General features: G+C 71.7%; 21 protein-coding genes and 1 pseudogene. 12 read left to right on the forward strand and 10 right to left on the reverse strand.

The genetic code is table 11. The annotated features are described in order from the left end of the window. Positions 1-45: 45 nt before the first annotated feature. Positions 46-2,808, reverse strand: coding sequence for a penicillin acylase family protein (locus tag ACODT5_RS07105; protein WP_422518326.1), 2,763 nt, complete (start codon positions 2,806-2,808; stop codon positions 46-48). Positions 2,809-2,952: 144 nt separating this feature from the next. On the opposite strand from ACODT5_RS07105, the gene ACODT5_RS07110 reads away from it, so the two are divergent. Beyond that, positions 2,953-3,252 carry a DUF2087 domain-containing protein gene (locus tag ACODT5_RS07110; protein WP_422518327.1) on the forward strand — a complete coding sequence of 100 codons (300 nt, stop codon included), beginning with the start codon at positions 2,953-2,955 and terminating at the stop codon, positions 3,250-3,252. Here ACODT5_RS07110 and ACODT5_RS07115 read toward each other — a convergent pair. Next, entirely contained in the window at positions 3,225-3,989 is a 765-nt protein-coding gene (locus ACODT5_RS07115; RefSeq protein ID WP_422518328.1) for a phosphodiesterase, read from the reverse strand. The two genes, ACODT5_RS07110 and ACODT5_RS07115, sit on opposite strands and share 28 nt — an antisense overlap. 246 nt (positions 3,990-4,235) lie before the next feature. On the opposite strand from ACODT5_RS07115, the gene ACODT5_RS07120 reads away from it, so the two are divergent. Together ACODT5_RS07120 and ACODT5_RS07125 are read left to right on the forward strand one after the other, a co-directional pair. Beyond that, positions 4,236-4,574 carry a VOC family protein gene (locus ACODT5_RS07120; protein WP_422518329.1) on the forward strand — a complete coding sequence of 113 codons (339 nt, stop codon included), beginning with the start codon at positions 4,236-4,238 and terminating at the stop codon, positions 4,572-4,574. A 92-nt stretch (positions 4,575-4,666) separates the two neighbouring features. Beyond that, positions 4,667-5,791, forward strand: a pseudogene (locus tag ACODT5_RS07125) (NAD(P)/FAD-dependent oxidoreductase); the annotation flags it as partial. Positions 5,792-5,840: 49 nt separating this feature from the next. Here ACODT5_RS07125 and ACODT5_RS07130 read toward each other — a convergent pair. Together ACODT5_RS07130 and ACODT5_RS07135 are read right to left on the reverse strand one after the other, a co-directional pair. Then, on the reverse strand, positions 5,841-6,476 hold the full coding sequence (locus tag ACODT5_RS07130) for a VOC family protein (protein ID WP_422518330.1): 636 nt from the start codon (positions 6,474-6,476) through the stop codon (positions 5,841-5,843). A 74-nt stretch (positions 6,477-6,550) separates the two neighbouring features. Beyond that, on the reverse strand, positions 6,551-6,826 hold the full coding sequence (locus ACODT5_RS07135; RefSeq protein ID WP_422518331.1) for a hypothetical protein: 276 nt from the start codon (positions 6,824-6,826) through the stop codon (positions 6,551-6,553). 133 nt (positions 6,827-6,959) lie between these two features. Here ACODT5_RS07135 and ACODT5_RS07140 point away from each other — a divergent pair, with 133 nt between their 5' ends. The 5 genes from ACODT5_RS07140 (at position 6,960) to ACODT5_RS07160 (ending at position 12,959) form a co-directional block, all read left to right on the forward strand. Then, entirely contained in the window at positions 6,960-8,207 is a 1,248-nt protein-coding gene (locus tag ACODT5_RS07140; protein ID WP_422518332.1) for an NAD(P)/FAD-dependent oxidoreductase, read from the forward strand. Positions 8,208-8,352: 145 nt separating this feature from the next. Continuing rightward, the gene (locus ACODT5_RS07145) at positions 8,353-8,772 is read left to right on the forward strand and encodes a MarR family winged helix-turn-helix transcriptional regulator (RefSeq protein ID WP_422519579.1); all 420 of its coding nucleotides are present in this window, start codon (positions 8,353-8,355) and stop codon (positions 8,770-8,772) included. 211 nt (positions 8,773-8,983) lie between these two features. After that, positions 8,984-11,107, forward strand: a complete 2,124-nt coding sequence (locus ACODT5_RS07150; protein ID WP_422518333.1) for an MMPL family transporter — start codon at positions 8,984-8,986, stop codon at positions 11,105-11,107. Positions 11,108-11,136: 29 nt separating this feature from the next. Then, entirely contained in the window at positions 11,137-12,015 is an 879-nt protein-coding gene (locus ACODT5_RS07155) for an oxygenase MpaB family protein (protein WP_422518334.1), read from the forward strand. A gap of 122 nt (positions 12,016-12,137) precedes the next feature. Then, on the forward strand, positions 12,138-12,959 hold the full coding sequence (locus tag ACODT5_RS07160) for a class I SAM-dependent methyltransferase (protein ID WP_422518335.1): 822 nt from the start codon (positions 12,138-12,140) through the stop codon (positions 12,957-12,959). Positions 12,960-12,968: 9 nt separating this feature from the next. Here the strand turns inward: ACODT5_RS07160 and ACODT5_RS07165 are convergent, their stop codons facing one another. Further along, positions 12,969-13,520, reverse strand: coding sequence for a winged helix-turn-helix domain-containing protein (locus ACODT5_RS07165; protein WP_422518336.1), 552 nt, complete (start codon positions 13,518-13,520; stop codon positions 12,969-12,971). 697 nt (positions 13,521-14,217) lie between these two features. Here ACODT5_RS07165 and ACODT5_RS07170 point away from each other — a divergent pair. The 4 genes from ACODT5_RS07170 (at position 14,218) to ACODT5_RS07185 (ending at position 17,622) form a co-directional block, all read left to right on the forward strand. Continuing rightward, positions 14,218-15,423, forward strand: coding sequence for an acyl-CoA dehydrogenase family protein (locus tag ACODT5_RS07170; protein WP_422518337.1), 1,206 nt, complete (start codon positions 14,218-14,220; stop codon positions 15,421-15,423). A 119-nt stretch (positions 15,424-15,542) separates the two neighbouring features. Then, complete coding sequence (locus ACODT5_RS07175; RefSeq protein WP_422518338.1) at positions 15,543-16,001, forward strand: RrF2 family transcriptional regulator; 459 nt, start codon at positions 15,543-15,545, stop codon at positions 15,999-16,001. A 149-nt stretch (positions 16,002-16,150) separates the two neighbouring features. After that, positions 16,151-16,249, forward strand: coding sequence for a putative leader peptide (locus ACODT5_RS07180; protein WP_422518339.1), 99 nt, complete (start codon positions 16,151-16,153; stop codon positions 16,247-16,249). A 257-nt stretch (positions 16,250-16,506) separates the two neighbouring features. Beyond that, positions 16,507-17,622: an aliphatic sulfonate ABC transporter substrate-binding protein gene (locus ACODT5_RS07185; RefSeq protein ID WP_422518340.1), complete on the forward strand. Its 1,116-nt coding sequence runs from the start codon at positions 16,507-16,509 to the stop codon at positions 17,620-17,622. Between the two features lie 90 nt (positions 17,623-17,712). On the opposite strand, the gene ACODT5_RS07190 is transcribed toward ACODT5_RS07185, so the two are convergent. From ACODT5_RS07190 to ACODT5_RS07210, 5 genes are read right to left on the reverse strand one after another with little or no spacing between them, the layout of a single operon-like run. Then, on the reverse strand, positions 17,713-18,462 hold the full coding sequence (locus ACODT5_RS07190) for a nucleoside phosphorylase (protein WP_422518341.1): 750 nt from the start codon (positions 18,460-18,462) through the stop codon (positions 17,713-17,715). Beyond that, positions 18,459-19,328 carry an ABC transporter permease gene (locus ACODT5_RS07195; protein WP_422518342.1) on the reverse strand — a complete coding sequence of 290 codons (870 nt, stop codon included), beginning with the start codon at positions 19,326-19,328 and terminating at the stop codon, positions 18,459-18,461. The genes ACODT5_RS07190 and ACODT5_RS07195 overlap by 4 nt, the downstream gene beginning before the upstream one ends. Then, positions 19,328-20,494: an ABC transporter permease gene (locus ACODT5_RS07200; protein WP_422518343.1), complete on the reverse strand. Its 1,167-nt coding sequence runs from the start codon at positions 20,492-20,494 to the stop codon at positions 19,328-19,330. Before ACODT5_RS07200 ends, ACODT5_RS07195 begins: the two co-directional genes overlap by 1 nt. Position 20,495: 1 nt before the next feature. Continuing rightward, positions 20,496-21,995, reverse strand: a complete 1,500-nt coding sequence (locus ACODT5_RS07205; protein WP_422518344.1) for an ABC transporter ATP-binding protein — start codon at positions 21,993-21,995, stop codon at positions 20,496-20,498. Next, a complete protein-coding gene (locus ACODT5_RS07210) occupies positions 21,976-23,025 on the reverse strand; it encodes a BMP family ABC transporter substrate-binding protein (protein ID WP_422518345.1) in 1,050 nt (349 codons plus the stop codon). The genes ACODT5_RS07205 and ACODT5_RS07210 overlap by 20 nt, the downstream gene beginning before the upstream one ends. Between the last annotated feature and the right edge of the window lie 297 nt (positions 23,026-23,322).

Raw genomic sequence — 23,322 nt, forward strand, 5'->3', positions numbered from 1 at the left:
GCCCCGGAGCACTCCGGAGCCGGCGGGCCTTCGTACGCGTGGGCCTCAGCGGTGGGCGGGGAACTCCACCACCTGCTGATAGGTGGGCCGGTTCTGCCAGTTGATCTGCGGGTGGGCCAGGCCGCCCACCGGACGCTGCACGATCGCGTCCGCGCACCACTGGTTGCCGGCGGCGCAGATCCCGTCCGCCGGATACACGGCGGCGGGGGTGGCTGCCGCCGCCTGCTTGAGCGTTGCCGTCATGGCGTCCCGGCACCCGGAGAGGGAGCCTCCCCCGCAGTACGTCCGGGCCAGCGGTCCGGACACCGGGCGGCCGAGCACCGTACGCAGATCCTTGTCCACATAGCTCCACCAGCCGTACTGGAAGGCCGAGCCGGCGTGCGAACCGGTGGGCCCGTGGCCCGCGTTGGGCGCCTCGTCGATGGTCAGCGAGGCGCGCAGCGCGTCGTAGAGCGGCGCCCCGAGACCGGGCTTGAACTCGGCCTCGACCAGCAGCGGCCACCAGGCGTCCATGATCCGTACGGCGTCCGCGTGCCCGTACGTCTTCGAACCGCGCGCGGTCTCCTTGCGCTCGGTGCCCGCGGCCTGCCAGGCGGCGAGCTTGTCGATCGCGGCCGCGACGGCCGGATCGGTGACGGGTGCGCTGCGCAGCACGGCCAGCAGTTCGGGGAGCAGGTTCTCGGCGCGCAGGTCGGTGACGGCCGCGTCGGCCATGGCCTGGGTCAGTTTGGCCCGGGTCACGCCGCCCGCCGCGACGAGCGGTTTGACGCGCTGGTCGAGGAGGTCGCCGCGGTGGACGGAGCCCATCCCGAATCCGGCCGCACCGTATCCCTTGGCCTGCTTGTTGTTCCAACTGATGTAGTAGTCCTGGCCGATGGACTGCGGGTGCTCGGCGGGCGGGGTGTAGGCCGCGGTGTTGGCGGCCGGGTCGAAGCCCTGCCATTCGTAGGCCTGCTTGCCCTGGATGGGCAGCGCCGGGTCGACTCCGGCCGGACGCACCGGGTTCGACCCGCTGTTGTAGTAGGCCGCTTCGCGCGAGTCGGCGTAGAACCAGTTGAAGGCGTAGCCGATGTGCCGGGCCGCCTCCTGGAAGGTGCGGGCGTCCTTCACGTAGGAGGGGTCGTTGAACATCTGGAAGCCGATGATCGAGTCGGCCTCGTGGCGGTACGTGGAGCGCAGCGCGGTGTAGGCCACGGGCTTGCCCGCGATGGTCGCGCGGTGCGTGACGATGCCGTAGTTGGTGCGCCACACCTGCATCCGGTAGGAGCCGCCCGGAGTGGGGTCCGCGACGGAGGACTTCCAGGTGTTGGTGTGTTCCAGCTTCTCCATGGGCGTGCAGGTGCCGCGGTAGAGGTACGAGGAGCTCGTCCTGGTGGGGGCGCCGCCGCCGGGCTCGCACAGTTCGACGGCGAAGGTGTCGGTGATGTCCTGGCCGGCCGAGGTGGCGCTCCAGGCGTAGTCCTGGCCGCGTCCGAGCTGGACGTACATGCTGACGCCCGCGAAGGAGGCGCCGCGCGCGCTGATGCCCGGGCCCTGGAGCTCCTGGAGCATGAGGAGTTGGGGCGCGAGGTAGCCGGTCTGCGGGCCGAAGACGGCGACCGGGTGGCCGCTCGCGGTCTTCGCGCCGGAGACGAGCAGGGCGTTGGACATGCTCTGCTTCACCGGCCTCGGCGGGGTGGCCGCGGCGGCGGTCGCGGCCGAGCCCGTACGGTCGTACACGAGCTGCTCGGCGGTGACCGAGCCGGCGTCGGGCAGGGCCGCGCCCTGGGGGACGGCGGGCTTCTGCGCGTAGGGGAAGCTCGTCCCCTCGTGGACGGTGAGCACGGCTTCCGGGTCCTCGCGCTGCCGGAAGGACTCCCAGACCCGGGTGCCCTCCTCCAGTCCGTACGTCTGCTGCGCGGACAACAGGGAGAGCGCGGACTGCACTTCGCCTCCTCCGCCGCCGCCGAACAGGCCGCCCACGACGGAGGCGAGGGCGATCAGGTCGGTGAGCTTGAAGGGCTGGATCTCACCGGCGTTGGTGATCGAGTTGATGTGCCCGGTCAGCACGTACTCGCCGGGGAAGTAGCGGCCGTTCTTGGACTGCACCCGGTAGGCGTTGATGCCGTCGATGTACGCCTGCGCGTCCTCCATCGCGAGCCGCCCGCGCTCGCCCTCCGCGGTGCGGATCCGGTCGACCTGGGCCTGGAGGTCCGCCTCGGTGTACGGGGCCTGCGGCCAGAACTGCTGTTCCAGGCCCTGGTTGGCGAGGGCGCCGCCCGCGAAGGGGGTCAGATCGCCCCGGCCGACGTGCCGGAAGAGGTCCATCTGCCAGAGCCGGTCCTGGGCTGCCGCGTAGCCGGCGCCGAAGGAAGTCCCGTAGCGGGTGGTGCCCTTGATGTGGGGGACGCCGCTCTTCTTGTCCCGGGTGATGGTGACGTCGGAGCGCGGGCTGCTGGTGGACTCGACCTGGTCGGCCGGGACGCCGAAGGAGGCGTCGTTGAAGAACTCGTTGACCTTGGCGTCGGTGAGGCCGGGATAGCCGGCCACCAGCGAGTCGTAGCGCGCCAGTTGGTCGGAGGTGTGGGCGGGCAGCGTGCCGAACGCCTTGTGGGCGAGGATCTGCGCGAGGGTGGCGTTGCCGCTCTGGCCGGGCGGCAGGATGTCCGCGCACTGCTGTCCGCAGTAGTCGGCGATGGGAAGCGGCACCGGGGCATCGGCCCCTGATGCGGCCGCGGCCGGGGTCAGCAGGGCCGCTCCGAGGGCGATCAGTGCGGTGGCGACGGCAGTTCGCGTACGGGCTCTCGTGTGCGTGGTGGGGCGTCGCATACGTGCTCCTCCGTGGGGGGCAGGAACCGGTCACGGGGAGGGTACTGGCAGGTGCTACCACTCAGTAAGATGAACGACCGTCACTTTTCACGCGTGCGGAAAATGCGTTGCCCCGGGGCGACCGCCCGGGTGAAGCTCCACCCCATGTCACAAAGCACCGCAGAGACCAGCACGCGCACCCCGCGCGGCGTCACCGACCTCTTCGCCGCAGACGGCCGCCTCACGGCGATCCCGCGCAAGGCGGCCCGCCGCGAGCAGTTGCTCACCCACCTCACCGAGACCCTCTTCGCGGCGGACCGCGCCTACACGGAGCCGGAGGTGAACGGCCTGCTGCTCGGCGTCCACGAGGACTGCGCGGCGCTGCGGCGGTACCTGGTCATCGCGGGGCACCTCACCCGGACCCGCGACGGCTCCGGCTACCGGCGGGCCACGACCACCCTGTAGTGGGTCGTCAGCCGGCCGTCCTCGCCGATCACGTGGAAGGCCACGGCCGGCGGCTCGTCCGTGTGGACGTACTCGCTCTCCCCGGACGCCGCCTCCCACGGGAGCCGCGTCGTGGACACCACGCCGGGAGCCACGAGCAGCGGCCGCCCCGCGAAGGTGGTCGCCGCGCCGGTGTGCGCGTGCCCGCACAGGAACGCCGTCAGGTGCGGGTGCCGCTCGGCCAGCGCCGCCAGCCGCTCCTCGCCGAACTGCCGGATGCCGTCCACGTACGGGATGTGCAGCGGGACGGGCGGGTGGTGGAAGGCGACCAGTACGGGCACCTCGCGCGGGGTGGCGGTGAGCACTCCGTCCAGCCAGGCGATCGTCGAGTCCTCCAGGTACCCGCGGTGTTCACCGGGTACGGACGAATCGCACACCGCGAGGACGAAGCCTTCGCCGCGGAGCACCTGGTCGACCGGGGCCGCGGACGGGCACTCCTCCCCCAGCAGACCGCGCCGGAAGGCGGCGCGGTCGTCGTGGTTCCCGGGGCAGAGGACCAGCGGGTGGCGGGAGCCGAGGGCCTTGCGCGCTTCCTCGTACTCCTCCGGGCGCCCGTGATCGGCGATGTCCCCGCTCACCAGCACCGCGTCGAGCTCGTAGGGGAGCCCCTCCAGGTACTCCATGACGGCGCGGGTCCGCTCGGCGGCGCGCTCCCCTCCGTCGAGGTGGACGTCGCTGAGGTGGGCTATCACGATCACGGTCGGTGACTCCTTCGGTCCGGAAGCTGGGATTGTATGCCCGCGAAAATCGCGGCCGTTGGTGTCCCATGCTCCGAGATCCAGATCTTGGCGTAACCAACGGCGTCAGCCAGGGCGAACAGCCGGGTCTCCGCCCCGCCGACCGTCCCCCGTATCACCGGGTGGTCCTCCTCGAGGGTTCACGGACACAGCAGGTCAGTTTCGAGGCCCCCGAGCCCTCGCGCCACCCGATTTCGCAGCCGGATCGTGAACCGCTGGGTCACCGACCACCTGGGGTTTCGCGAGGTGCTGGTGGCCGAGGGGACCATCCACCTCTCGCGCGACGACGCGGCCACCGACCTCGTCGTCCTCCAAGGCGAGCCAGAGCCGAACCCCGCACCGGGGCCGTCGGCTGCGCGCACCGAAGTGGCGGTGTCCTTCACGGTCACCGACCTGCCCGGCGAGTACGAGCGGCTGCGGCGGGAGGGCGCGCGGATCCTGATGCCGCTGCGCCAAGAGCCCCGGGGCGAGCGGGTGTTCCAGCTCGCGGACCCCAACGGCGTGCTGATCCAGCTGGTGGAGTGGGTGCCGCCCGCCGGCGCCTGACGGCCGCCACGCCCCATTCCTCCTCCTGTTCCTCCTCCTAGTCCCTCCTGTTCCTCCTTCTGTCGTGCAGGTCACTCAGCCGGACCTGTCACGACGTGACGGTGACGCTGGTCAACCCGCGTCCGGACTTCGTCCACCGGATCCGCCTGCACCAGCTGGTGGGCGGCTCGGACGCGGCGGTCATCGCCTACCGGGACGTCCCGGCCGGGGGCGTCCGGCTGGTGGTCGACACCGTGGCGCGGATCGACGCGGACGACCACAGCCTGGCGCTGGCCTCGGGCGGCACGCTCGGCTACGGCTACCTGGTCTACGCCGTGGGCAGCGGCAGCGCCGACCCGGGCGTGCCCGGAGCGGCCGAGTTCGCCTACCCGCTCGCCACCCTCGAGGACGCGCAGCGGCTGCGCCCGGTCCTCGACGCGGCCCCGCGAAGAGCCGCGGTGACCGTGGTCGGGGCCGGACCGACCGGCATCGAGACCGCCGCCGAGCTGGCCGAGCAGGGCCGTGCCGTCACCCTGGTCTGCGGCGGGGTGCTCGGCCCGTACCTCCACGCCCGGGGGCGCCGCTCGGTCGCCGGACGGCTGAACCGGCTCGGTGTGAGCGTCCTGGACGGCCCCGGCACTGAGGTGACCGCCGTCGGCCGCGACGCCGTGCAGCTCGCCGACGGACGCGAGGTGCCGAGCGCGGTGACCATCTGGGCAGCCGGGTTCGCCGTGCCGGACCTGGCCGTGCGCAGCGGGCTGAGCACCAACGCGGCGGGCCGGCTGCTCACGGACGAGACGCTGACGAGCGTGGACGACGTACGCATCGTCGCGGCCGGCGACTCGGCCGCCCCGTCGGGCCTGCCGCTGCGGATGAGCTGCCAGGCCGCGATGCCCTTGGGTGCGCGCGCAGCGGACACAGTGCTGAGCCGGATCGCGGGCGAGGAACCGGCCACCCTCAACCAGCCGTTCGGTGCCCAGTGCATCAGCCTGGGCCGGGGCGACGGCATCTTCCAGTTCGCCAACCGGTCGGACGTCGCGGTGTGGTTCAAGGTCGACGGCCGCCTGGGCGCCAAGCTGAAGGAGACCGTGTGCACGTACGTCCCCGAGCACCTGGCCGACGAGGCGGAGAAGCCCGGCTCGTACAGCCTGCACCTCAAGTCGGGAGGCGCAACGCGCCGGCAGCTGCTGGAGGCCGAGCGCGACGGGGCGCAGGCCGCCGCCGAGCGGGTCGCCTAGGTTCCAGGAGACTCCATCCGGCTGCTCCCGCGGGGCAATCGGGCCCGGGTCAGATCGTGACCGGTCCGTGGGCGGTCGCGAACTCGACCGAGACCAGGCCCGGTTCCTCGTCCTCGACCCAGGTGACGTCGATCTGGTCGAGGGGGTGGTCGGCCGGTTCGCCGAGGAAGTCGGCGATGGAGGCGGCGTCGCCGGCGATGGAGACCCCGTGGATGGTGGTGGAGGTGCGCGGGTCGGCGCTCGGGCGCTCCTCGATGGGGACCGACCACTGAAGGAAGTAGGGCAGTTCCGGGTCCTCCAGCAGTTCCAGCAGGCCGATCTGCTTCCACCTCAGGTCGAACCCGTCGGGGCGGACACGGTGGCCCTCGGCCGAGGTGCGGCCGAGGCGGGCCTCGACCGGGGCGATGTCGTCGACGGAGACCACCCAACCGAGCCAGCCGCCACCCTCGGCGGCGCGGCGCGCGACCGCCTGGCCGAAGGGTGCGCGGTCGGCGGCGGGGTGGTCGAGTGTGGTGACGACCTCGACGTAGGTGCCGCCGCTCAGCGGGAGGATGAAGTTACGGGTGCCGAATCGCGGGTGCACGCCCCCGTCGACGAACCCGGCGCCGAGGGCCGATCCGATCCACTGGACGGTCGAGACGAAGCTGTCGCGGGCCACCGCGTAGGACACGTGATCAAGTCGCACCGCGTCAGCATCACCCGACAACCCACACAAATCCCGACGCCACGCCCGCAGCCCCGGCCCCGTCCGCCGTGGATTCAGCCGTGGAGCGGATCGATCAACGCCATCCCGGCGAGGGAGGCCCGGTCGAAGCCGGGCGGCAGCGCTAGCAGTAGCGCCGCATCGGCGCCGAACTGGTCAGCCGCACCAGCCGGACCGTGCGCCTGACCGAGATCGGCCGACAGCTCCGTGACGGCCTGCAACCGGTCTACGCGGGCCTGCACGCATCCCTGGATCGGGCCAGGCTGGTCGGCCGCGGCATCACCGCCCAGCTCCGCGTGAGCATGCTGCCGTTCAACGTCGCGGATCTGCACCCCGCCCGCAGCGGGTCCGGTCCGCTGCGGCCCGTCCCCGGCGCGCCCCCGGCAGACCCGCCTGCGACGCGACGTAGCGTGGGCCGGGGCCGATCGCCGAGGGCCCATCACCCTGAAGCGAAGGTGACCGCGCATGATGCGGGAACAGGGAAACGGCCGGGACGTGATCGTGGTCGGTGCGGGCGCCGCCGGCCTCGCCTGCGCCGCCGACCTGCTGGCAGGAGGGCTCCGCGTCGGCCTGTTGGAGGCCTCGGACGCGGTCGGCGGGCGCATGCGCACCGACCGTTCCTCCGGCTTCGTCACCGACCGCGGTTTCCAGGTGCTCAACACCGCGTACCCGCAGGTCAAACGCCGCCTCGCGCTGCGCCCCCTGCGCCTGCGGCCCTTCACCCCGGGCGTGCTCGTGCACACGGGCGGTGGCCGGCTGCTGCGCTTCACGGACCCCACCCGGCGGCCGCGCGAGAGCCGCGACCTGCTTCCGGGCCGGCTGGCCACGGCCCGTGACCTCGCCGCGCTCGGAATCCTCACGGCGCAGGACACGCTCCTGCCGCCGCGTCTGCTGCGCGCCCGGCCCGACCGGACGACCCTCACCGCGCTGGCCGAGGCCGGGATCTCCGACGGGCTGGTCGAGACCTTCTTCAGGCCGTTCCTGTCCGGGGTGTTCCTCGAGGACGGCTTGGAGACCTCTTCACGGTTCTTCCACCTCATCTGGCGCAGCATGGTGCGCGGCACTCTGTGCCTGCCCGCCGACGGCATCGGAGCCGTCCCCGCCCAGCTCGCCGGACTCCTTCCCCCTGGCGTTCTCAGCTTCGAAACCCCTGTCTCCCGGCTGACCGGCGACGGGGTGACCCTGGCGGACGGTACGGAACACCGTGCCCGGGCCGTCGTCGTCGCCACCAACCCGGCAGCGGCGGTCCGGCTGCTGCCCGGGCTGAGCGTGCCCGCGGGCCGTACGGTCACCACCCTCTACCACGCCGCAGACCGCTCGCCGCTTCGAGAGCCCACGCTGCTGGTCGACACGGAGCGGCGGTTCCTCAACACCTGCGTGCTCAGCGAGGTGCACCCCGGCTACGCCCCCGACGGCCGCGCACTCGTTGCCACCTCCGTCCTCGGAGCACCCGATCCCACGGAGGAGGCAGTGGTCCGGGCCGCGCTCGCAGATGCGTACGGAGCCGACACGGACACCTGGCAGCTGGTGAGCCGGCACACGGTTCGCGACGCGCTGCCCGCCATGGCCCCGCCCCTGCCGCTGATCCGGACGACCAGGTTCGGCCCACGCCGGTACGTCTGCGGTGACCACCGGGCGACCGGCTCGCTCCAGGGCGCCCTGGCTTCCGGGTCCAGGGCGGCCCGCGAGGTCCTGGCGGACTTCGACCGCTGAACCCGTCACACGCCCCGGGCGGTTCGCCACATCGCGGGCCGCCCGAATGCTTCTATACGCTGGCCCGGTGGCCAATACGGATGTGCGAAATTCCAGCGGAGGTGTCCCGGAAGGGAACGGTGAGGTGGGCCTGCACGCGTTCGCCATGCAATTGAGGCGGCTGAACGGGGAGGTCAACCGCCTGGTGCACGGATTCGCGCACGATCAGGGGCTGCACCCCACGGACGTCCAGGCCCTGTCCGTCATCCTCGACAGCGCCGCACCCCTCACCCCCGGCCGGCTGCGCGAGCACCTCGGCCTCACCTCGGGCGCCGTCACGGCCTGCCTCGACAGGCTGGAGCGCGCCGGCCACATCACCCGATCCAGGGAGAGCGCGGACCGCCGCGTCATCCACATCCGCTACGCGGAGCGGGGCAGGGCAGCGGCCCGCTCGTCCTTCATGCCCCTGGCCGAGGCCACCGACAGCGCCCGTCACCGGTTCAGCGAGGAGGAACTCGCGATCGCCCTGAGGTTCCTCACCGCCATGAACGAGGAACTCGGCGACCTGCGGGCTCCGGGGCGCTGAATCCTCGGCCCGGCCGGCCGACATCCCCACATCCGCATCCACATCTGCATCCACATCTGCATCCGTATCTGCATCCGCACCGGCCATTCCCGGAGAAGAACCGGTGTACGCGCAAGCAGCGGTGGCCCTCCTGACCGCCGTGGTGCCGTCACCGCTAATCTATCTCAATCATTGAGATTGTTAACCGTTGAGATAGATCCACAGGAGCGCCATGTCCGCCTCTTCACGGTCCACCCGATGGCTGATCCCCGTCGTCCTGCTCGTCGCCTGGCTTCTCGTCGGAGGCGGACTGGGCCCGTACGCGGGCAAGCTCGGCGAGGTGGCCACCAACGATCAGACGGCCTTCCTGCCCCGCAGCTCGGAATCCACCCGGGTCGTCGAGGCGCAGAAGGCCTTCAAGCAGAACGAGAGCCTGCCCGCGGTCGTGGTGTGGACCGCGAAGACGCCGGGCGGCAAGCTGGGTCCCCAGCAACAGGACGCCGCCACACGGGCCTTGGCCGGTCTCGGTGACGGCGGTCTCGGTGACGGCGGTCTCGGCGACGACGGCCTCACCGCCGGCCCGTCTTCCCCCGCCGTCCTCTCCGCCGACGGGCAGGCGCTCCAAGGCGTCGTACAGCTCGAGCCCGACCTCGGAGAGGAGCTGCCCCGCGCCCTGGAGGAGATCTCGGCGGCCGCGGCGACGGTCCCCGGGACCGTCGCGCAGGTGGCCGGCCCCGCGGCGAGCCAGGCCGATCTCGCCGACGCCTTCGCCGGGATCGACGGACTCCTGCTGGGAGTTGCCCTCGCCGCCGTCCTGCTGATCCTCCTGCTGGTCTACCGCAGCCTGCTGCTCCCCCTGGTGATCATCGTCGGGGCCGTCTTCTCCCTGGGACTCGCCTGCGGAAACGTCTACGTACTCGCCGACCGGGGCATCGTCCGCGTCGACGGGCAGGTGCAGGGCATCCTCTCGATCCTCGTGATCGGCGCGGCCACCGACTACGCCCTTCTGCTCACGGCGCGCTTCCGCGAGGAGCTCCAGGCCCGATCGGACCGGTTCGCCGCGGTACGGGCGGCCCTGCGGCGGTCGGTCGGCCCCATCACGGCGAGCGCGGGCACCGTCGCGCTCGGCCTGCTCGCCCTGCTCCTGAGCGACCTCACCAACAACCGCGCCCTCGGTCCCGTGGGGGCCATCGGCATCGTGTGTGCGGTGCTGAGCACCCTCACCTTCCTGCCCGCCGCCCTCGTCCTGCTCGGCCGCGCAGCCTACTGGCCCGCCAAGATCGGCCACACCGCCGAAGACAGCACCGGCCACGGCATCTGGAAGTCCGTGGCGGCCCTGGTGGACCGTGCCCCGCGCAAGGTCTGGGCCCTCAGCCTCGCCGTCCTCCTGGCCTGCGCCGCCTTCGCCCCCACGCTCAACGCCAAGGGCGTGCCGCTGGAGGAGATCTTCGTGAACGACGCCCCGTCGGTGGCCGCCCAGCAGACCCTGAGCGAGCACTTCCCCGGCGGATCGGGCAACCCGGCCGTCGTGATCGCGGACGCCGACCGGATCGAGCAGGTCAAGCGGGCGGCCGAGCAGACCGAAGGCGTCGACGGCGTCACCCCCCTCACCGCACCGGGTCCGGCGGGCGGCCCCCCGCTCGTGGCGGACGGGAGGGTCCGTCTCAACGCCACGCTCGAAGCACCCGCGGACAGCAGGTCGGCGCAGCAGACCGTCGTACGACTGCGCCAGGCGGTCCACTCCGTACCGGACGCCCACGCGATCGTCGGCGGCTACAGCGCACAGCAGTACGACACCCAGCGCACCGCCGAGAACGACCGCAAGCTCATCATCCCCGTCGTGCTCGTGATCATCCTGATCATCCTCGCCGGACTGCTGCGCTCGGTGCTGATGCCCGTGCTCCTCGTCGCCACCGTCGCCCTCAGCTTCGTCGCGACCCTGGGCATCTCCGCGATCGTGTTCCAGCAGCTCCTCGGGTTCAGCGGCACCGACTATTCCGTCCCGCTGTACGGCTTCGTCTTCCTGGTGGCCCTCGGGGTCGACTACAACATCTTCCTGATGACCCGGGTCCGCGAGGAATCCCTTCTGCACGGCACCCGCCAGGGGGTGCTGAGAGGACTGGTGGCCACCGGCGGCGTGATCACCTCCGCGGGTGTCGTCCTCGCCGCCACGTTCGCCGCGCTCGGCGTCATCCCGCTGGCGTTCATGCTCCAGATCGCCTTCATCGTGGCCTTCGGCGTGCTCCTCGACACCCTCGTCGTCCGGTCGCTCCTGGTACCGGCCCTCGTCCGGGACATCGGCCCGACGGCATGGCGGCCGGGAGCGCTCAGCCGCGCCACCGGCAAGGAGCGTTGAACCGGGCACCGGGCGGGCAGGACACCAGCATGGACAAGCCATCCGCCGGAGGCCGGAACCTGCGGGCCCGGCTCGGCTCGACGCTGTTCAGCCGGTTGGCGGGACCGTCCGGCCCCGCCAACCGGGCACGGATCCACACCGCGCCCGGACCCCGGTGGTTCGGCCCCGACCGTCCCATCCGCACGGTCCACGGCGACGCCTCGATGTTCATCGGAGGGCTCAGCGCCCTCCTGCTCCAGTCCCTGCATCCGCTCGCCATGACCGCCGTGGCGGCGCACTCCGACTTCCGCGGCGACCCGTGGGGCCGGCTCCAGCGCACCAGTACCTTTCTCGCCGTCACCACCTACGGCACGGCTCAGGACGCACAGCTCGCCGTCGACAGGGTCCGATCGGTCCACGAACGGGGCAGGGGCACCACGGCGGCGGGCGATCCCTATCGCGCGGCCGATCCCCACCTCCTGGGCTGGGTGCACGCCGCGGAGGTCGACAGCTTCCTGCGCGCACACGAGCGCTTCGGAGCGCACCCGCTCGACGCGGCCGGATACGACGCCTACGTCGCGGACACCGCGCGGGTGGCGACGGCTCTGGGCGTGGTGGACCCACCACGCGACCGGGCATCACTGCTGTCCCTTCTGGCCCGGTACCGGCCTGAGTTGCGGGCCACGCCCGAAGCCCTAGACGCAGCTCGCTTCCTGCTCCGCCATCCGCCGCTGCCCTGGCCCGCCCGGGTCCCGTACGCCCTGCTCGCCGCGAACGCGATCGCCCTGCTGCCCCCTTGGGCCCCGGGCATGCTCGGCCTGCGCCCCGCGACCGGGCCGGTGGAGACCTGCGTATCCCTGTCGGGGCACGCCCTGACAGGGACGATCCGGTGGGCGATGTCCCCACCGCCCCCACCGCCCACTCCCTGAACCCACCGAACCCACCGAACTCCCTGAACTCCCTGAACTCCCTCCAGTGGCCGCCGCCATGCGGGGTACCCGTCCGCAGCGTCGTCCTCCCCGGGGCCTGCCCAGACGCTAGTCATAGGGACATGAGCAACGAAAACGCACCCCCCGACGCCCTGAAGGCGAAGCACCGCGCGATGTGGGCCCTGGGTGATTACCCCTCCGTGGCATCGAACGTCGTCCACGAGCTGGGTGGCGAGCTGGTACGGGCCTGCGGCATCCGCCAGGGTGACCGCGTCCTCGATGTCGCGGCGGGGTCCGGGAACGCCTCCATCCCCGCGGCCCTCCTCGGCGCCGAGGTCATCGCCTCCGACCTCACGCCCGAGCTCCTCGAAGCCGGCCGCCGGCTCGCGGAGACGCACGGCGCCCGGCTGGACTGGCGGGAAGCGGACGCGGAGGCCCTGCCCTTCGCGGACGGCGAGTTCGACACGGTGATGTCCTGCGTCGGCGTCATGTTCGCCCCGCACCACCAGGAGACGGCGGACGAACTGGTCCGGGTCTGCCGGCCGGGCGGCACCATCGGGCTGATCAACTGGACTCCCGAGGGGTTCATCGGGCAGATGTTCGCCACGATGCGGCCCTACGCTCCACCGCCGCCTCCCGGTGTCCAGCCGCCGCCCCTGTGGGGCGACCCGGAACACGTGCGCACCCTGCTCGGGGACCGGGTGAGCGACTTCGACGCACGACGGCAGACGCTGCGCGTGGACCGGTTCGGGCGGCCGGAGGAGTTCCGGGAGTACTTCAAGGCCCGCTACGGGCCGACCATCGCCACGTACCGCTTCGTGTCCGAGGACCCCGAGCGGGTGTCCGCCCTCGACGCGGCCCTCGACGACCTGGCCGCGCGGCACCTCGCCGACGGAGCCATGGACTGGGAGTACCTCCTGGTGACGGCCCGACGGGGCGAGTAGGTCGCCTCCCTACTGGTGGTCGGGCACGTACTTGTAGCCCACGCTCCGCACCGTGGAGATGCGGCCCCGATAGGCGGGGCCGAGCTTGCGGCGCAGCCGGGCCACGTGGACGTCGACGGTGCGGCCGTCGCCGACGTGCCCGTAACCCCAGATGCCCGAGATGAGCGCGTCCCGCGTGTGAACCGTGTGCGGGTGCGCCACGAAGTGGGACAGGAGGTCGAACTCCAGGTAGGTCAGCTCCAGTTCGCGCCCGTCGACCTCGACCAGCCGACGTTCCCGATCGACCTGGATGGCATCGTCGGAGCGGACGGGCCCGGAGCGGGGGGCCGGTTCCGGATCGGGAGCCTGCGGCGCCCCGAGCTCGAGGGGACGAATCTCCGGGCGCACACCGTGCGATCTCATCAGCGCCACCGGGTCCACGTCCGCCGGCAGGAACACGAGGTACCCGACGCGGCCGCCGTCCGTTCCGTGGGCGGGTACGACGGCCGGGTGGTCACCGACCAGCTGGAGTCGGGGGGCAGGGGAACGGCGGATGGCGTGTGCGGGAAGTGCGGTGGTCACGATGAGCCCCTTCGGCTGCTCGGAGTGGACTGCGGATGCCGGGCGTTCGGCCACGACCGGGCGTGGCGGATCCATGACGGATCCGGCGGGGCGGGCCGGGAGGGCGGGCACGCCGTACACACGGCGGACCCCAGCGGCTCAGCGGGAAGGCTAGCGAGCCCGGCGCCAGGAGAACCGCCGCCACGAGGAGAAGGCGTACGGAGAGGAGCGGCGGCCGGAACGCCTGCGCGCGACGTGGAAATGCCCTGTCGGAGAAGCCTCAGAAGGGTCGGCAGACGGCGCTGGCCACGAGACGGAAGTCAACGTGCCTGCGGCGTACGAGCAACGGCTGCGACGGGGACATGGTCACATCGTGGGGTGCTCCACGTGCCCGCGTCAACACTTTCCTACTGATCGCATGGGAAATGACGCCTCCCGACCCTGCGTCATCTCTCATGTAGAGACGGGACTGTCCGCCATACGGTCACACACTTGCCTGGAAGACCGCTTCGGACAAGTATCCCTATCAATCCGATGGGAAAGGTGGGGATACGGTGAAGCCCGGTCCGAGCGCCTCCCGCTCCACCTAGCGAGCAACCGGCCGACACGCCCAACGACTTTCCGGAGTAGCCGACATGACCACCGCCGCCCCTCATGGCACCGCTGTCCGCCCAGCCCCAGCGCCACGCGGCGATGCCCGGGCGTGTCGGTGACTCCCATGCCGACGACACCGAGCACCGTCGGCCGCCGGCCCACCGACGAGCAGCGCCGGGCGGCACTCCTGCGTACCGCCCGCGACGTGGCGGACGATCTCGCCGCGGACGCCATCTTCCGCGACCGGGCGGGCAGGCCGCCGACCGACGAGGTGGCCCGGCTGCGGGAGGCCGGCCTGCCGGCCGCCCTCACCCCGCCCGGGCCGGGCCGGGGAGCGGACTGGCGCACCGGATGCACCGTCATCCGGAAGCTCTCCACGGCGGACAGCTCCGTCGGCGACGTACTCGCCCGCCACTACGTGCACGCGTGGAGCGGACGCTTCTACGCGAGCCATCACCACGCGACCGCCCTCGAAGAGCAGTCGGTGCGCGAGCAGTGGCTGTGGACCGGCGCCATCCGCACCGCGGCACCCGACGAGGACGCCGGCGGGCCGGACCTCACGCTGCAGCCCCGCAACACCGGCTACGTGCTGAACGGGCACCGTTTCGTGGACACGGCGGTGTCCATCGCCGACCAGATCGTGGTCGACGCCGTCTGCGGGGTGACCGGTGACGTCCTGGTCGTACGGATCCCACCCGGCGTTCCGCGCATGACCATCGAACCCGCCCACGACCGCCTCGGGCAGCGCGTGGGCGGCGCCGGCGAAGTGGCCTTCGACCGGGCCACCGTGACGCCCGGTCAGGTACTGGGCCGCCGCCCGTACGACGAGGAGCCGACCGCCCCCTTCACCGCACTGGCCGATCCGGCGCTCCGGCTCGCCCTGTGCCACGTGGGCCTCGGCATCGTCGAGGGCGCCCTCACCGAAGCGCGCGACCTCAGCAGGGGCGGTCACGCATACCGACTGCCCGGTGCGGACCCGGACCTCTTCCTGACGTACGGGGAACTCGCCTCCGCCGCCCAGACGGCCACCGCCGTGGTCGACCGGGCGACCGAGGTGATGGCGCAGGCCCTCGAGAGGGGCGCGCAGCTCGACGCCGAGGAACCGGCCGGCATCGCCGCCCTGGTCGCCACGGCCGAGACGGTGACGTCCAAGGCCGCCCTGCACGTCACGGCGCGCGTGCTGGAACTCGCCGACGCTCCCGGCCTGGACCGCTTCTGGCGCAACGCCCGCGTCCTGACGGCCCACCACCCTGCCGCGCACCGTCTGCGCTCCATCGGCGAGCACTACCTCAACGGCTCCCACCGTGCGGTGGCGGAGGCCTTCCACTGACACGAGGCACCCGTGCGGGGTACGGGTCCCCGGCCGCGGGGCGGGCGCTCGTACCCGCCCCGCGGCCGGCGGCGCACCCGCGGCGGACGCCGGACGCGCGCATACGGGATAATGGCCGCATGCGGATCTCAGCCAGGGCGGACTACGCGGTACGTGCCGCACTTCAGCTTGCCGCGTCGCAGGATGACGGGCTGCTGAAGGCCGAGGCCATCGCCGATGCCCAGGACATCCCGCACAAGTTCCTCGAGGGCATCCTGAACGACATGCGCCGAGGCGGTCTCGTGCTGAGCCAGCGCGGCGGCAACGGCGGCTACTGGCTGGCCAAGCCCGCCGGGTCCATCAGCATCGCGGACGTCATCCGCGTCGTGGACGGACCGCTCGTCTCGGTGCGCGGGGTTCGTCCCCCCGACCTGGCGTACACCGGCCCCGCCGAGGCTCTTCTCCCCCTGTGGATCGCGCTGCGGGCCAACGTGCGCGAGATCCTCGACGGCGTGACGCTCGCGGACGTCGCGTCGTCCGACCTGCCGCCCGCCGTGTCCGCCCTATCCCGCGCCCCTGACGCCTGGACCAATCCCTAACCCTCACCCCACCCCGCCCCACCTGCGATTTCTCACATGTAGAGATCAAACTGTCCAACATGTGGTCATTCTCTTGGGGTGCGGCTTTCTGTCTGCCAATATGCCTACCAACCAGGTGGGAAAACTAGGAATCAGGGGGTGAGGTGGCCGTGCAGACACTGCGACGCGCCAGCCGGATCCTGTCCCTGACCTCCCGCCGGCACATCGACCTGGTCCGTACCTCCAGCGCCATCTGTCAGCCTTCCTGACACCGGCCATGGGGCCCGGTACCCCGCGCGGAGCACCGCCGGGGCACTGAGCAGCCCCTCGCCGCCGGCAGGCTCGACCCCTCGGCCGACATCGCCACCCGCACGTTCGAGCGACGGCGATCCCGCCGCCCGACCGGGTGCGACTGCCGCGCGTACCGACGGCTCCGCGTCGCCGTCCGCGTACCGCTTCGTCCCCACGCTTCACATCTCCGTCATTCCCTCCGTGCCTCCCCGGCCGTCCGTGAAAGGACACTTCCGTGTCTGCCGCCAGACCGATCACCGCCCTGCGTGCCATAGCCCTGACCGCTGCGCTCCCCCTGCTGCTCACCGCCTGCGGCTACGGCTCCGAGGCCAAGAAGGACGACGCTCCCAAGGCGAGCACCGCCGCCGACGCCGGCACGAAGCTGTCGGCCTCCGAGGTCCGCATCGGCTACTTCCCGAACCTGACCCACGCCACCGCGCTGGTCGGTCTTCAGGAAGGCCTGATCGCCAAGGAGCTCGGCGCCACCGCGATCAAGCCGCAGTCCTTCAACGCGGGCCCCTCCGAGATCGAAGCCCTCAACGGCGGCTCTCTCGACATCGGCTTCATCGGCCCCTCCCCGTCGATCAACGCCTACGTGAAGTCCAAGGGCTCCAACCTGCGGATCATCTCCGGCTCCGCCTCCGGCGGCGTCAAACTGGTCGTGAACCCGGCGAAGATCAAGACCCTGGACGACCTCAAGGGCAAGAAGATCGCCACCCCGCAGAAGGGCAACACCCAGGACGTCGCGTTCCTCAACTGGATCGCCGAGAAGGGCTGGACGGTCGACCCGGAGTCCGGCAAGGGTGACGTCTCCGTCGTCCGCACCGACAACAAGGTCGCCCCCGACGCCTTCAAGTCCGGCTCGATCGACGGCGCCTGGGTCCCCGAGCCCACCGCCTCCAAGCTCGTCTCCGAAGGCGGCACCGTACTCCTCGACGAGACCGCCCTGTGGCCCGACAAGAAGTTCGTGATCACGAACATCATCGTGTCGCAGAAGTTCCTCAAGGAGCACCCGGACGTCGTCGAGGCCGTGCTCAAGGGCACCGTCAAGACCAACGAGTGGATCAACGCCAACCCGGACAAGGCCAAGGCCTCCGCCAACGCCAAGCTCGCGGCCGAGGGCGGCAAGCCGCTCGACGCCAAGGTCATCGACCCCGCGTGGCCCAGCATCCTCATCACCAACGACCCGCTCGCCGCAACGCTCAAGACCCAGTCCGAGTGGGCCGTCAAGGCCAAGCTCATCGAGAAGCCCGACCTGGGCGGCATCTACGACCTGACGCTCCTGAACAAGGTCCTCAAGGCCGCCGGCCAGCCCGAGGTCTCCGACGCCGGCCTCGGCGCCACCAAGTAGCACACGCCCTGCCGGTGCGGCGGCGGTCCTCCCGGACCGCCGCCGCACCGGCGTTTCGGGTCCCACCTCACCCGGCGGCCGAACCCGCGCTCACTGCCCGTCTTCGGCGAGCAGCCGCAGCGCCTCCAGGGCCACGACGCTGCCCCTCGCGACCCCGGCCGCGACCACCTCACGGTGCGGGTCGTATCCGCCGGTCGCCTCCTCGTCGACCAGGTCGTCGGCGTTCGCCCCGTCCACCACCAGCACTCCGCCCGCGGTCAGCCCGCGCAGCGAAGCCGTCACCAGCAGCGCGGAGAGCTCCATCTCGATCGCGGCGACACCGGCCTTCTCGTACGCCGGGAAGGGAACGAGCCCCGGCTGGAAGGCGGCGCGCGTCCAGACGATGCCCCGGTGGTGGGGTACTCCCGCCTCGGCGGCCGCCCGCTGCAGCGCCAGTACCGCCTCCGGTGCGGACACCGCGGGATACTCCGGCGGCAGCAACTGACCGGTCACGCCGTCATCGCGTACCGCCGCCTCGGCGATCACCAGGTCCCCGTCGGCGATTCCGGGGCGGATCGCCCCCGCGGTCCCGAATCTGATCAGGGTGCGCACGCCCGCGTCGGCCAGCTCCTGGAAGAGCAGGATCGCGCCGGGTCCGCCGACCCCGTGGGAGGCGACCGTCACCGGGATACCTCGCCAACCACCGCTGAACACGCGGTACTCGCGGTGGTGGGACACCTCTTTCGCGTCCTCGAGCAATCCCGCGACGGCTTCGGCCCGCGCAGGGTCGCCGACGACCAGCGCGGAGCCCGGCAGGCCGGTGCGGGGGATGCGGGTGAGGGGCAGCAGGTCCTGGGTCATGCGACAGCTCCGGTTCTCGTACGGGTGGCACGGCGGCGGGCCGCCGTCGTCAGGAAGAGGGCCGCGAGCGTGACGGCGTACGGCGCCGCGTCCGTGGCCTGCTGCGGGAGGCCGAGGCCTTGCAGGCGGAAGCCGACCGCTTCGGCGACGGCGAACAGCAGGGCCGACAGCAGTACGCCGACGGGGGCGGCGCGGCCGAGCATGACCGCCACCACCGCGATCCAGCCGCGGCCCGCGGTCATGTTCTCGGAGAACAAGGTGACGTTGCCGAGGGCGAGTTGGGCCCCGGCCAGACCGCGCAGCGTCCCGGCGGCCAGGACCGCGCCGTAGCGGTACTTGACGGGACTCACCCCCAGTGCCGCCGCGGCCTCGGGCGCTTCGCCGACCCCGCGCAGCCTCAGCCCCCACACGTGGCGGGACAGGGTGAAGGCGGTGAGCGCGACCGCGACCCAGGACAGGTAGGCGAGTGGTGACTGCCCGCCGATCAGGGGGAGTCCGGACAGGGCGGGGTCGTCGAAGGTGCCCCGCACCCCGAAGACCGTACGCAGCAGAAAGCCGGTGAGTCCGAGGGCGAGGAGGTTCATGGCCACGCCCAGCACCACCGCGTCACCGCGCAGGGTCACGGCGCCCACGGCCAGGATCAGGGAGTAGGCGGCGGCGGCAAGCGCTGCCGCGAGCACTCCGAGCCACGGACTGCCGGTGAACCAGCTCGTGGTGACCGCGCTGAAACAGCCGATCAGCATCATGCCCTCGAGGCCGATGTTGAAGACGCCGGCCCGCTCGCAGATCGCCCCGCCGAGCGCGGCGAGCAGGATCGGGGTGAGCGCGCGCAGCACCGAGAGGAAGAGGTCGGTTTCGAGGGACATCAGGCGACCTTCACGTTCTCGTTCGTGTGCACGTCGTTGCTCTCGTCGCTGTTCTCACCGTTGGTCCCGCCGTTGGTCCCGCCGTTGGTCTCGTCGTTGGTCTCGTCATACGTCCCGGTCCCGCCCTTGCGTCGCCCGGCGCGCCGGGTCATCCGCGACCTGGAGGCGAGCAGGACGATGACCAGGGCCTGGAGCACCTGCGTCAGCTCGCGCGGGACCTCGGTGGCCCGCTCCATGCTCAGGCCTCCCACCTGCAGGACCGTGAAGAAGAGGGCCGCGAGCACGGTGCCGGCCGGGGCCGCGGCGGCGAGCAGCGCCGCCGTGAGTCCGGTCCACGTGTAGCCGGGGGCGGTGAGCGCGCCGTCGATGAACCGGTGCGGGAAGCTCAGCACCCCGATCGCTCCCACCAGACCCGAGACGGCGCCGGAGGCACCCATCAGCCGCAGTGTCAGCCGCCCCCGGTCGACTCCCGCGTACGCCGCGAAGCGCGGACCCAGGCCGGTCATCCGGACCTCGTACCCGGCGCTGGTGCGCGAGTCGACGAAGAAGTGGACACCGGCCGCGGCGACGACGAGGAGCAGGCCGGCGGTCACCGTGGTCGACCCGAGCGCGGGCAGTTCCACGCCCTCGGGCAGCCGTCGTGTCTGCGGCAGGCCGGAACCGGGCTCCTTCAGCGGATACCGCGCCAGGTAGGAGGCGAAGGAGACCGCCGGATAGGACAGGAGCAGGCTGCTCACCAGGAGCGGAACCCCGAGGCGGGTCTCACACACGGCGGCGAGCACGGCGTACGCGGCTCCGGCCGCCATCCCGGCGAGGAGGGACACCGCGACGGTGAGCGGCGCGGGCAGTGGTGCGTAGAGGCCGGTGACGGTGGCGGCCAGGCCGCCCAGCACCAACTGTCCGTCGCCGCCCAGGTTGATCAGTCCGGCGCGGAGCGGCACGGCCAGCGCGAGGGCCATGCCCAGGACGCTGGTGCCGGTGGTCAGCGTGGCTCCGATCCCGTCGGGTCCGAGGGAGCCGCTCAGCACGGCCCCGTACGCGGTGAACGGGTCGGCCCCGGTGGCGGCGAGGAGGAGCACGCCGATCAGGAGGGTGGCCGCGACGGAGAACAGGACGGGGGAGCGCAGCGCGGACGCAAGGGTCGAGCGGGTGGGCAAGATGCTCATGTCAGGCCTCCGCTCCGGCCAGTGCCAGGCCCAGGGTGTGTTCGTCCGCTTCGTCCCGGGTGTAGGAGGCCGAGATCCGGCCCTCGTACATCACCAGGATCCGGTCCGACAGGCCGCGGATCTCGCTGAGTTCGGCCGACACCAGGAGCACCGCGTGACCCGCGTCCCGGTAGGCGACGAGCCGTTCGTGGATCTGCTGGATCGCACCGATGTCCACGCCGCGCGTGGGCTGTTCCACCAGCAACAGTGGTGCCTCATAGGCGAGTTCACGGCCGACGAGCAGCTTCTGGAGGTTGCCGCCGGACAGGGCGCCCGCCGGGGTCCCGGGTGAGGGCGCCTTGATGCCGAAGCGTTCGATCAGTGACCGGGCATGGGCGCGCAGGGCCGCGGGACGCAGCAGTCCGTGCCTGGTGGCGAGCGACTTCCGGTGGTGCCCCATCGCCAGGTTCTCCGCGACGGAGGCGGCGGGCGCGGTGCCCACCGCCGCACGGTCCTCCGGTACGTAGGCGAGGCCCGCCGTCCGGCGTCCGGCCGGTGACTCGTGGGTGATGTCGCGCCCGGCCAGCTCGACGCGGCCGGCGGTCACGGGGCGCAGCCCGGCCAGCGCTTCGATCAGCTCGCTCTGCCCGTTGCCCGCGACGCCTGCGATGCCGACGATCTCCCCGGCCCGGACGGTGAGGTCCACACCGCGCACGCCGGAGACGGACAACACCACCTCTCCGGGGGTCCCCGGCGGGTGGATCCGGTCCAGCTCCACCCGGCGGCCGGTCATCGCCTCGGCGATCTCGGCCGCCGTGGTGTCGGCGGTACGCAGCCGGGCCGTGACCCGCCCGTCGCGCAGCACCGTGACGTTGTCGCTCACCGAAAGCACCTCGTTCAGCTTGTGGGTGACGAGGATCACCGAATGCCCCTGCATCGCAAGGGACTTGAGGACGGCGAACAACTTTCCGGCCTCGTCGGGCGTGAGGACGGCCGTCGGCTCGTCGAGGATCAGGACGCGGGCCCCGCGGTGCAGCAGCTTGAGGATCTCCACCCGCTGCCGCACGCCGACGGGCAGAGCGCCGACCCGGGCGTCGGGGTCGACCGGCAGCCCGTGCTCCTCGGCGAGTTCGCGGACCCGGCGGCGCGTGGCCGCACGGTCGAGGAGGCCGAACCGGCGCGGCTCGGTCCGGAAGACGACGTTCTCGGCGACGGTGAGCGAGTCGAAGAGCCGGAAACCCTGGTGGACCATGCCGAGCCCGGCGGCGATCGCGTCGGCCGGATCGGAGAAGTTCACCTCGCGGCCGTGGACGCGGATCGTGCCGGCGTCCGGTCGCAGCATCCCGTACAGGATCGACATCAGGGTGGACTTTCCGGCGCCGTTCTCCCCCATCAGGGCATGGATCTCGCCGCGCCCCACCCGGAGGTCGACCGCGTCGTTCGCGAGCGTTCCGCTGAATCGCTTGGTGATTCCCGTGAGTGCGACGACCGTCTCGGCGGGGCTACTTGGCTGCGGGGTCATCGACCTTCAGCTCTCCGGAGACGATCTGGTCACGCAGCCGCTTCACCTGGTCGAGGACCGGGGGGTGCTGGGCGATGACGCACTGGGACTCGGCGACGCCCTGCTCCAGGCCGGTCAGGCTGATCCCGCCCTCCTTGAGTCCGTACGAGATGGTCTGGCCGCCCTTGCCGCCGAGCACCTGCTCGATGCCCTTCTCCACGGCGACGTCGGTCTTCTTGATCACGTTGTCGACGACGGTGCCGGGCGCCGTGACGCACTGGTTGACGTCCACGCCGTACGCGAAGACTCCCTTGGCCTTGGCCGCCTCGAAGACTCCGTAGTTGCCCGCGGCCGCGGCGGCCATCAACTGGTCGGTGCCGGCGGCGATCAGCGAGCCGGCCTGTTCCTTGGCGCGGGCCGAGTCGTTGAAGGGGGACTGGCCGCCGACGAAGCGGGTGGTCGCCTCGCTCGCGGGCGCGGTCGCCTTGGCCCCGGCAGCGAACGGTTCGCTGTAGCGCCGGAATTGGGGCGTGTCGAGCACGTCCACGGCCCCGACCTTGCCTCTCTTGGTGAGCAGCCCGGCCTCGGCTCCGGCCAGGAAGACTCCTTCGTGCTCCCGGAACACGGCGCAACTCACGTTGGGGTAGGCCTGCTTGGTGCAGGCATCGATCACCAGGAACTGCTGGTCCGGATGGGCCTCGGCCTGCTGGGCGACCAGGTCGGCGAACTCGAAGCCGACCAGGACGATCACCTTCGGCTTTGCGTCCACGGCGGCCTGGACGTTCTGCTGCCGGGAGGCCACGTCGGTGGACTCGTAGACCTTGGAACTGCCCGAGCGTGCTGTGGCCGCCGCCTTCACGCCGTCCACGGAGAGCCTCAGGAACTCGTTCTGTCCCACCGCGTCCGGGGTGACGAGCGTGAACTGCGGGCCGGCACTCTTGCCGCCCTCCTCCTTCTTCGCCGCGGCGGCGTTGCAGCCGGTGGCGAGCAGGATCCCTCCCGTCACGGTGGCGGCGAGTCGAAGGGCATGGGTACGGGATCTCCGGGACATGGAGGCGACCTTCCAGGACGGTTCGGGGGCGCACGGGTGCACGGACAGACGGGCACGGGGTGCACGAGGGAGGCGGCCGCTCGTATGTGAACGGCGCACGAGATCTGTGAAATCGGCGTGAAATCAGACGAGTTCGGAAAGGAGCTCGTCAGGTGGCAGGCGGAGGAGCGCTCAGCCGCGACAGGCGTCGCTGGCGCACCGGCCGTAGTCGAGGTAGCGCCGCAGCGTCAACAGCATGTGCGCTCTCCCCTCGGACTACCGTGCAACAGATCGTTGAGGCCAGGAGAGTAGCACCGG

The sequence above is a fragment of the Streptomyces tatrensis genome (assembly GCF_049310065.1).
Taxonomy (GTDB): domain Bacteria; phylum Actinomycetota; class Actinomycetes; order Streptomycetales; family Streptomycetaceae; genus Streptomyces.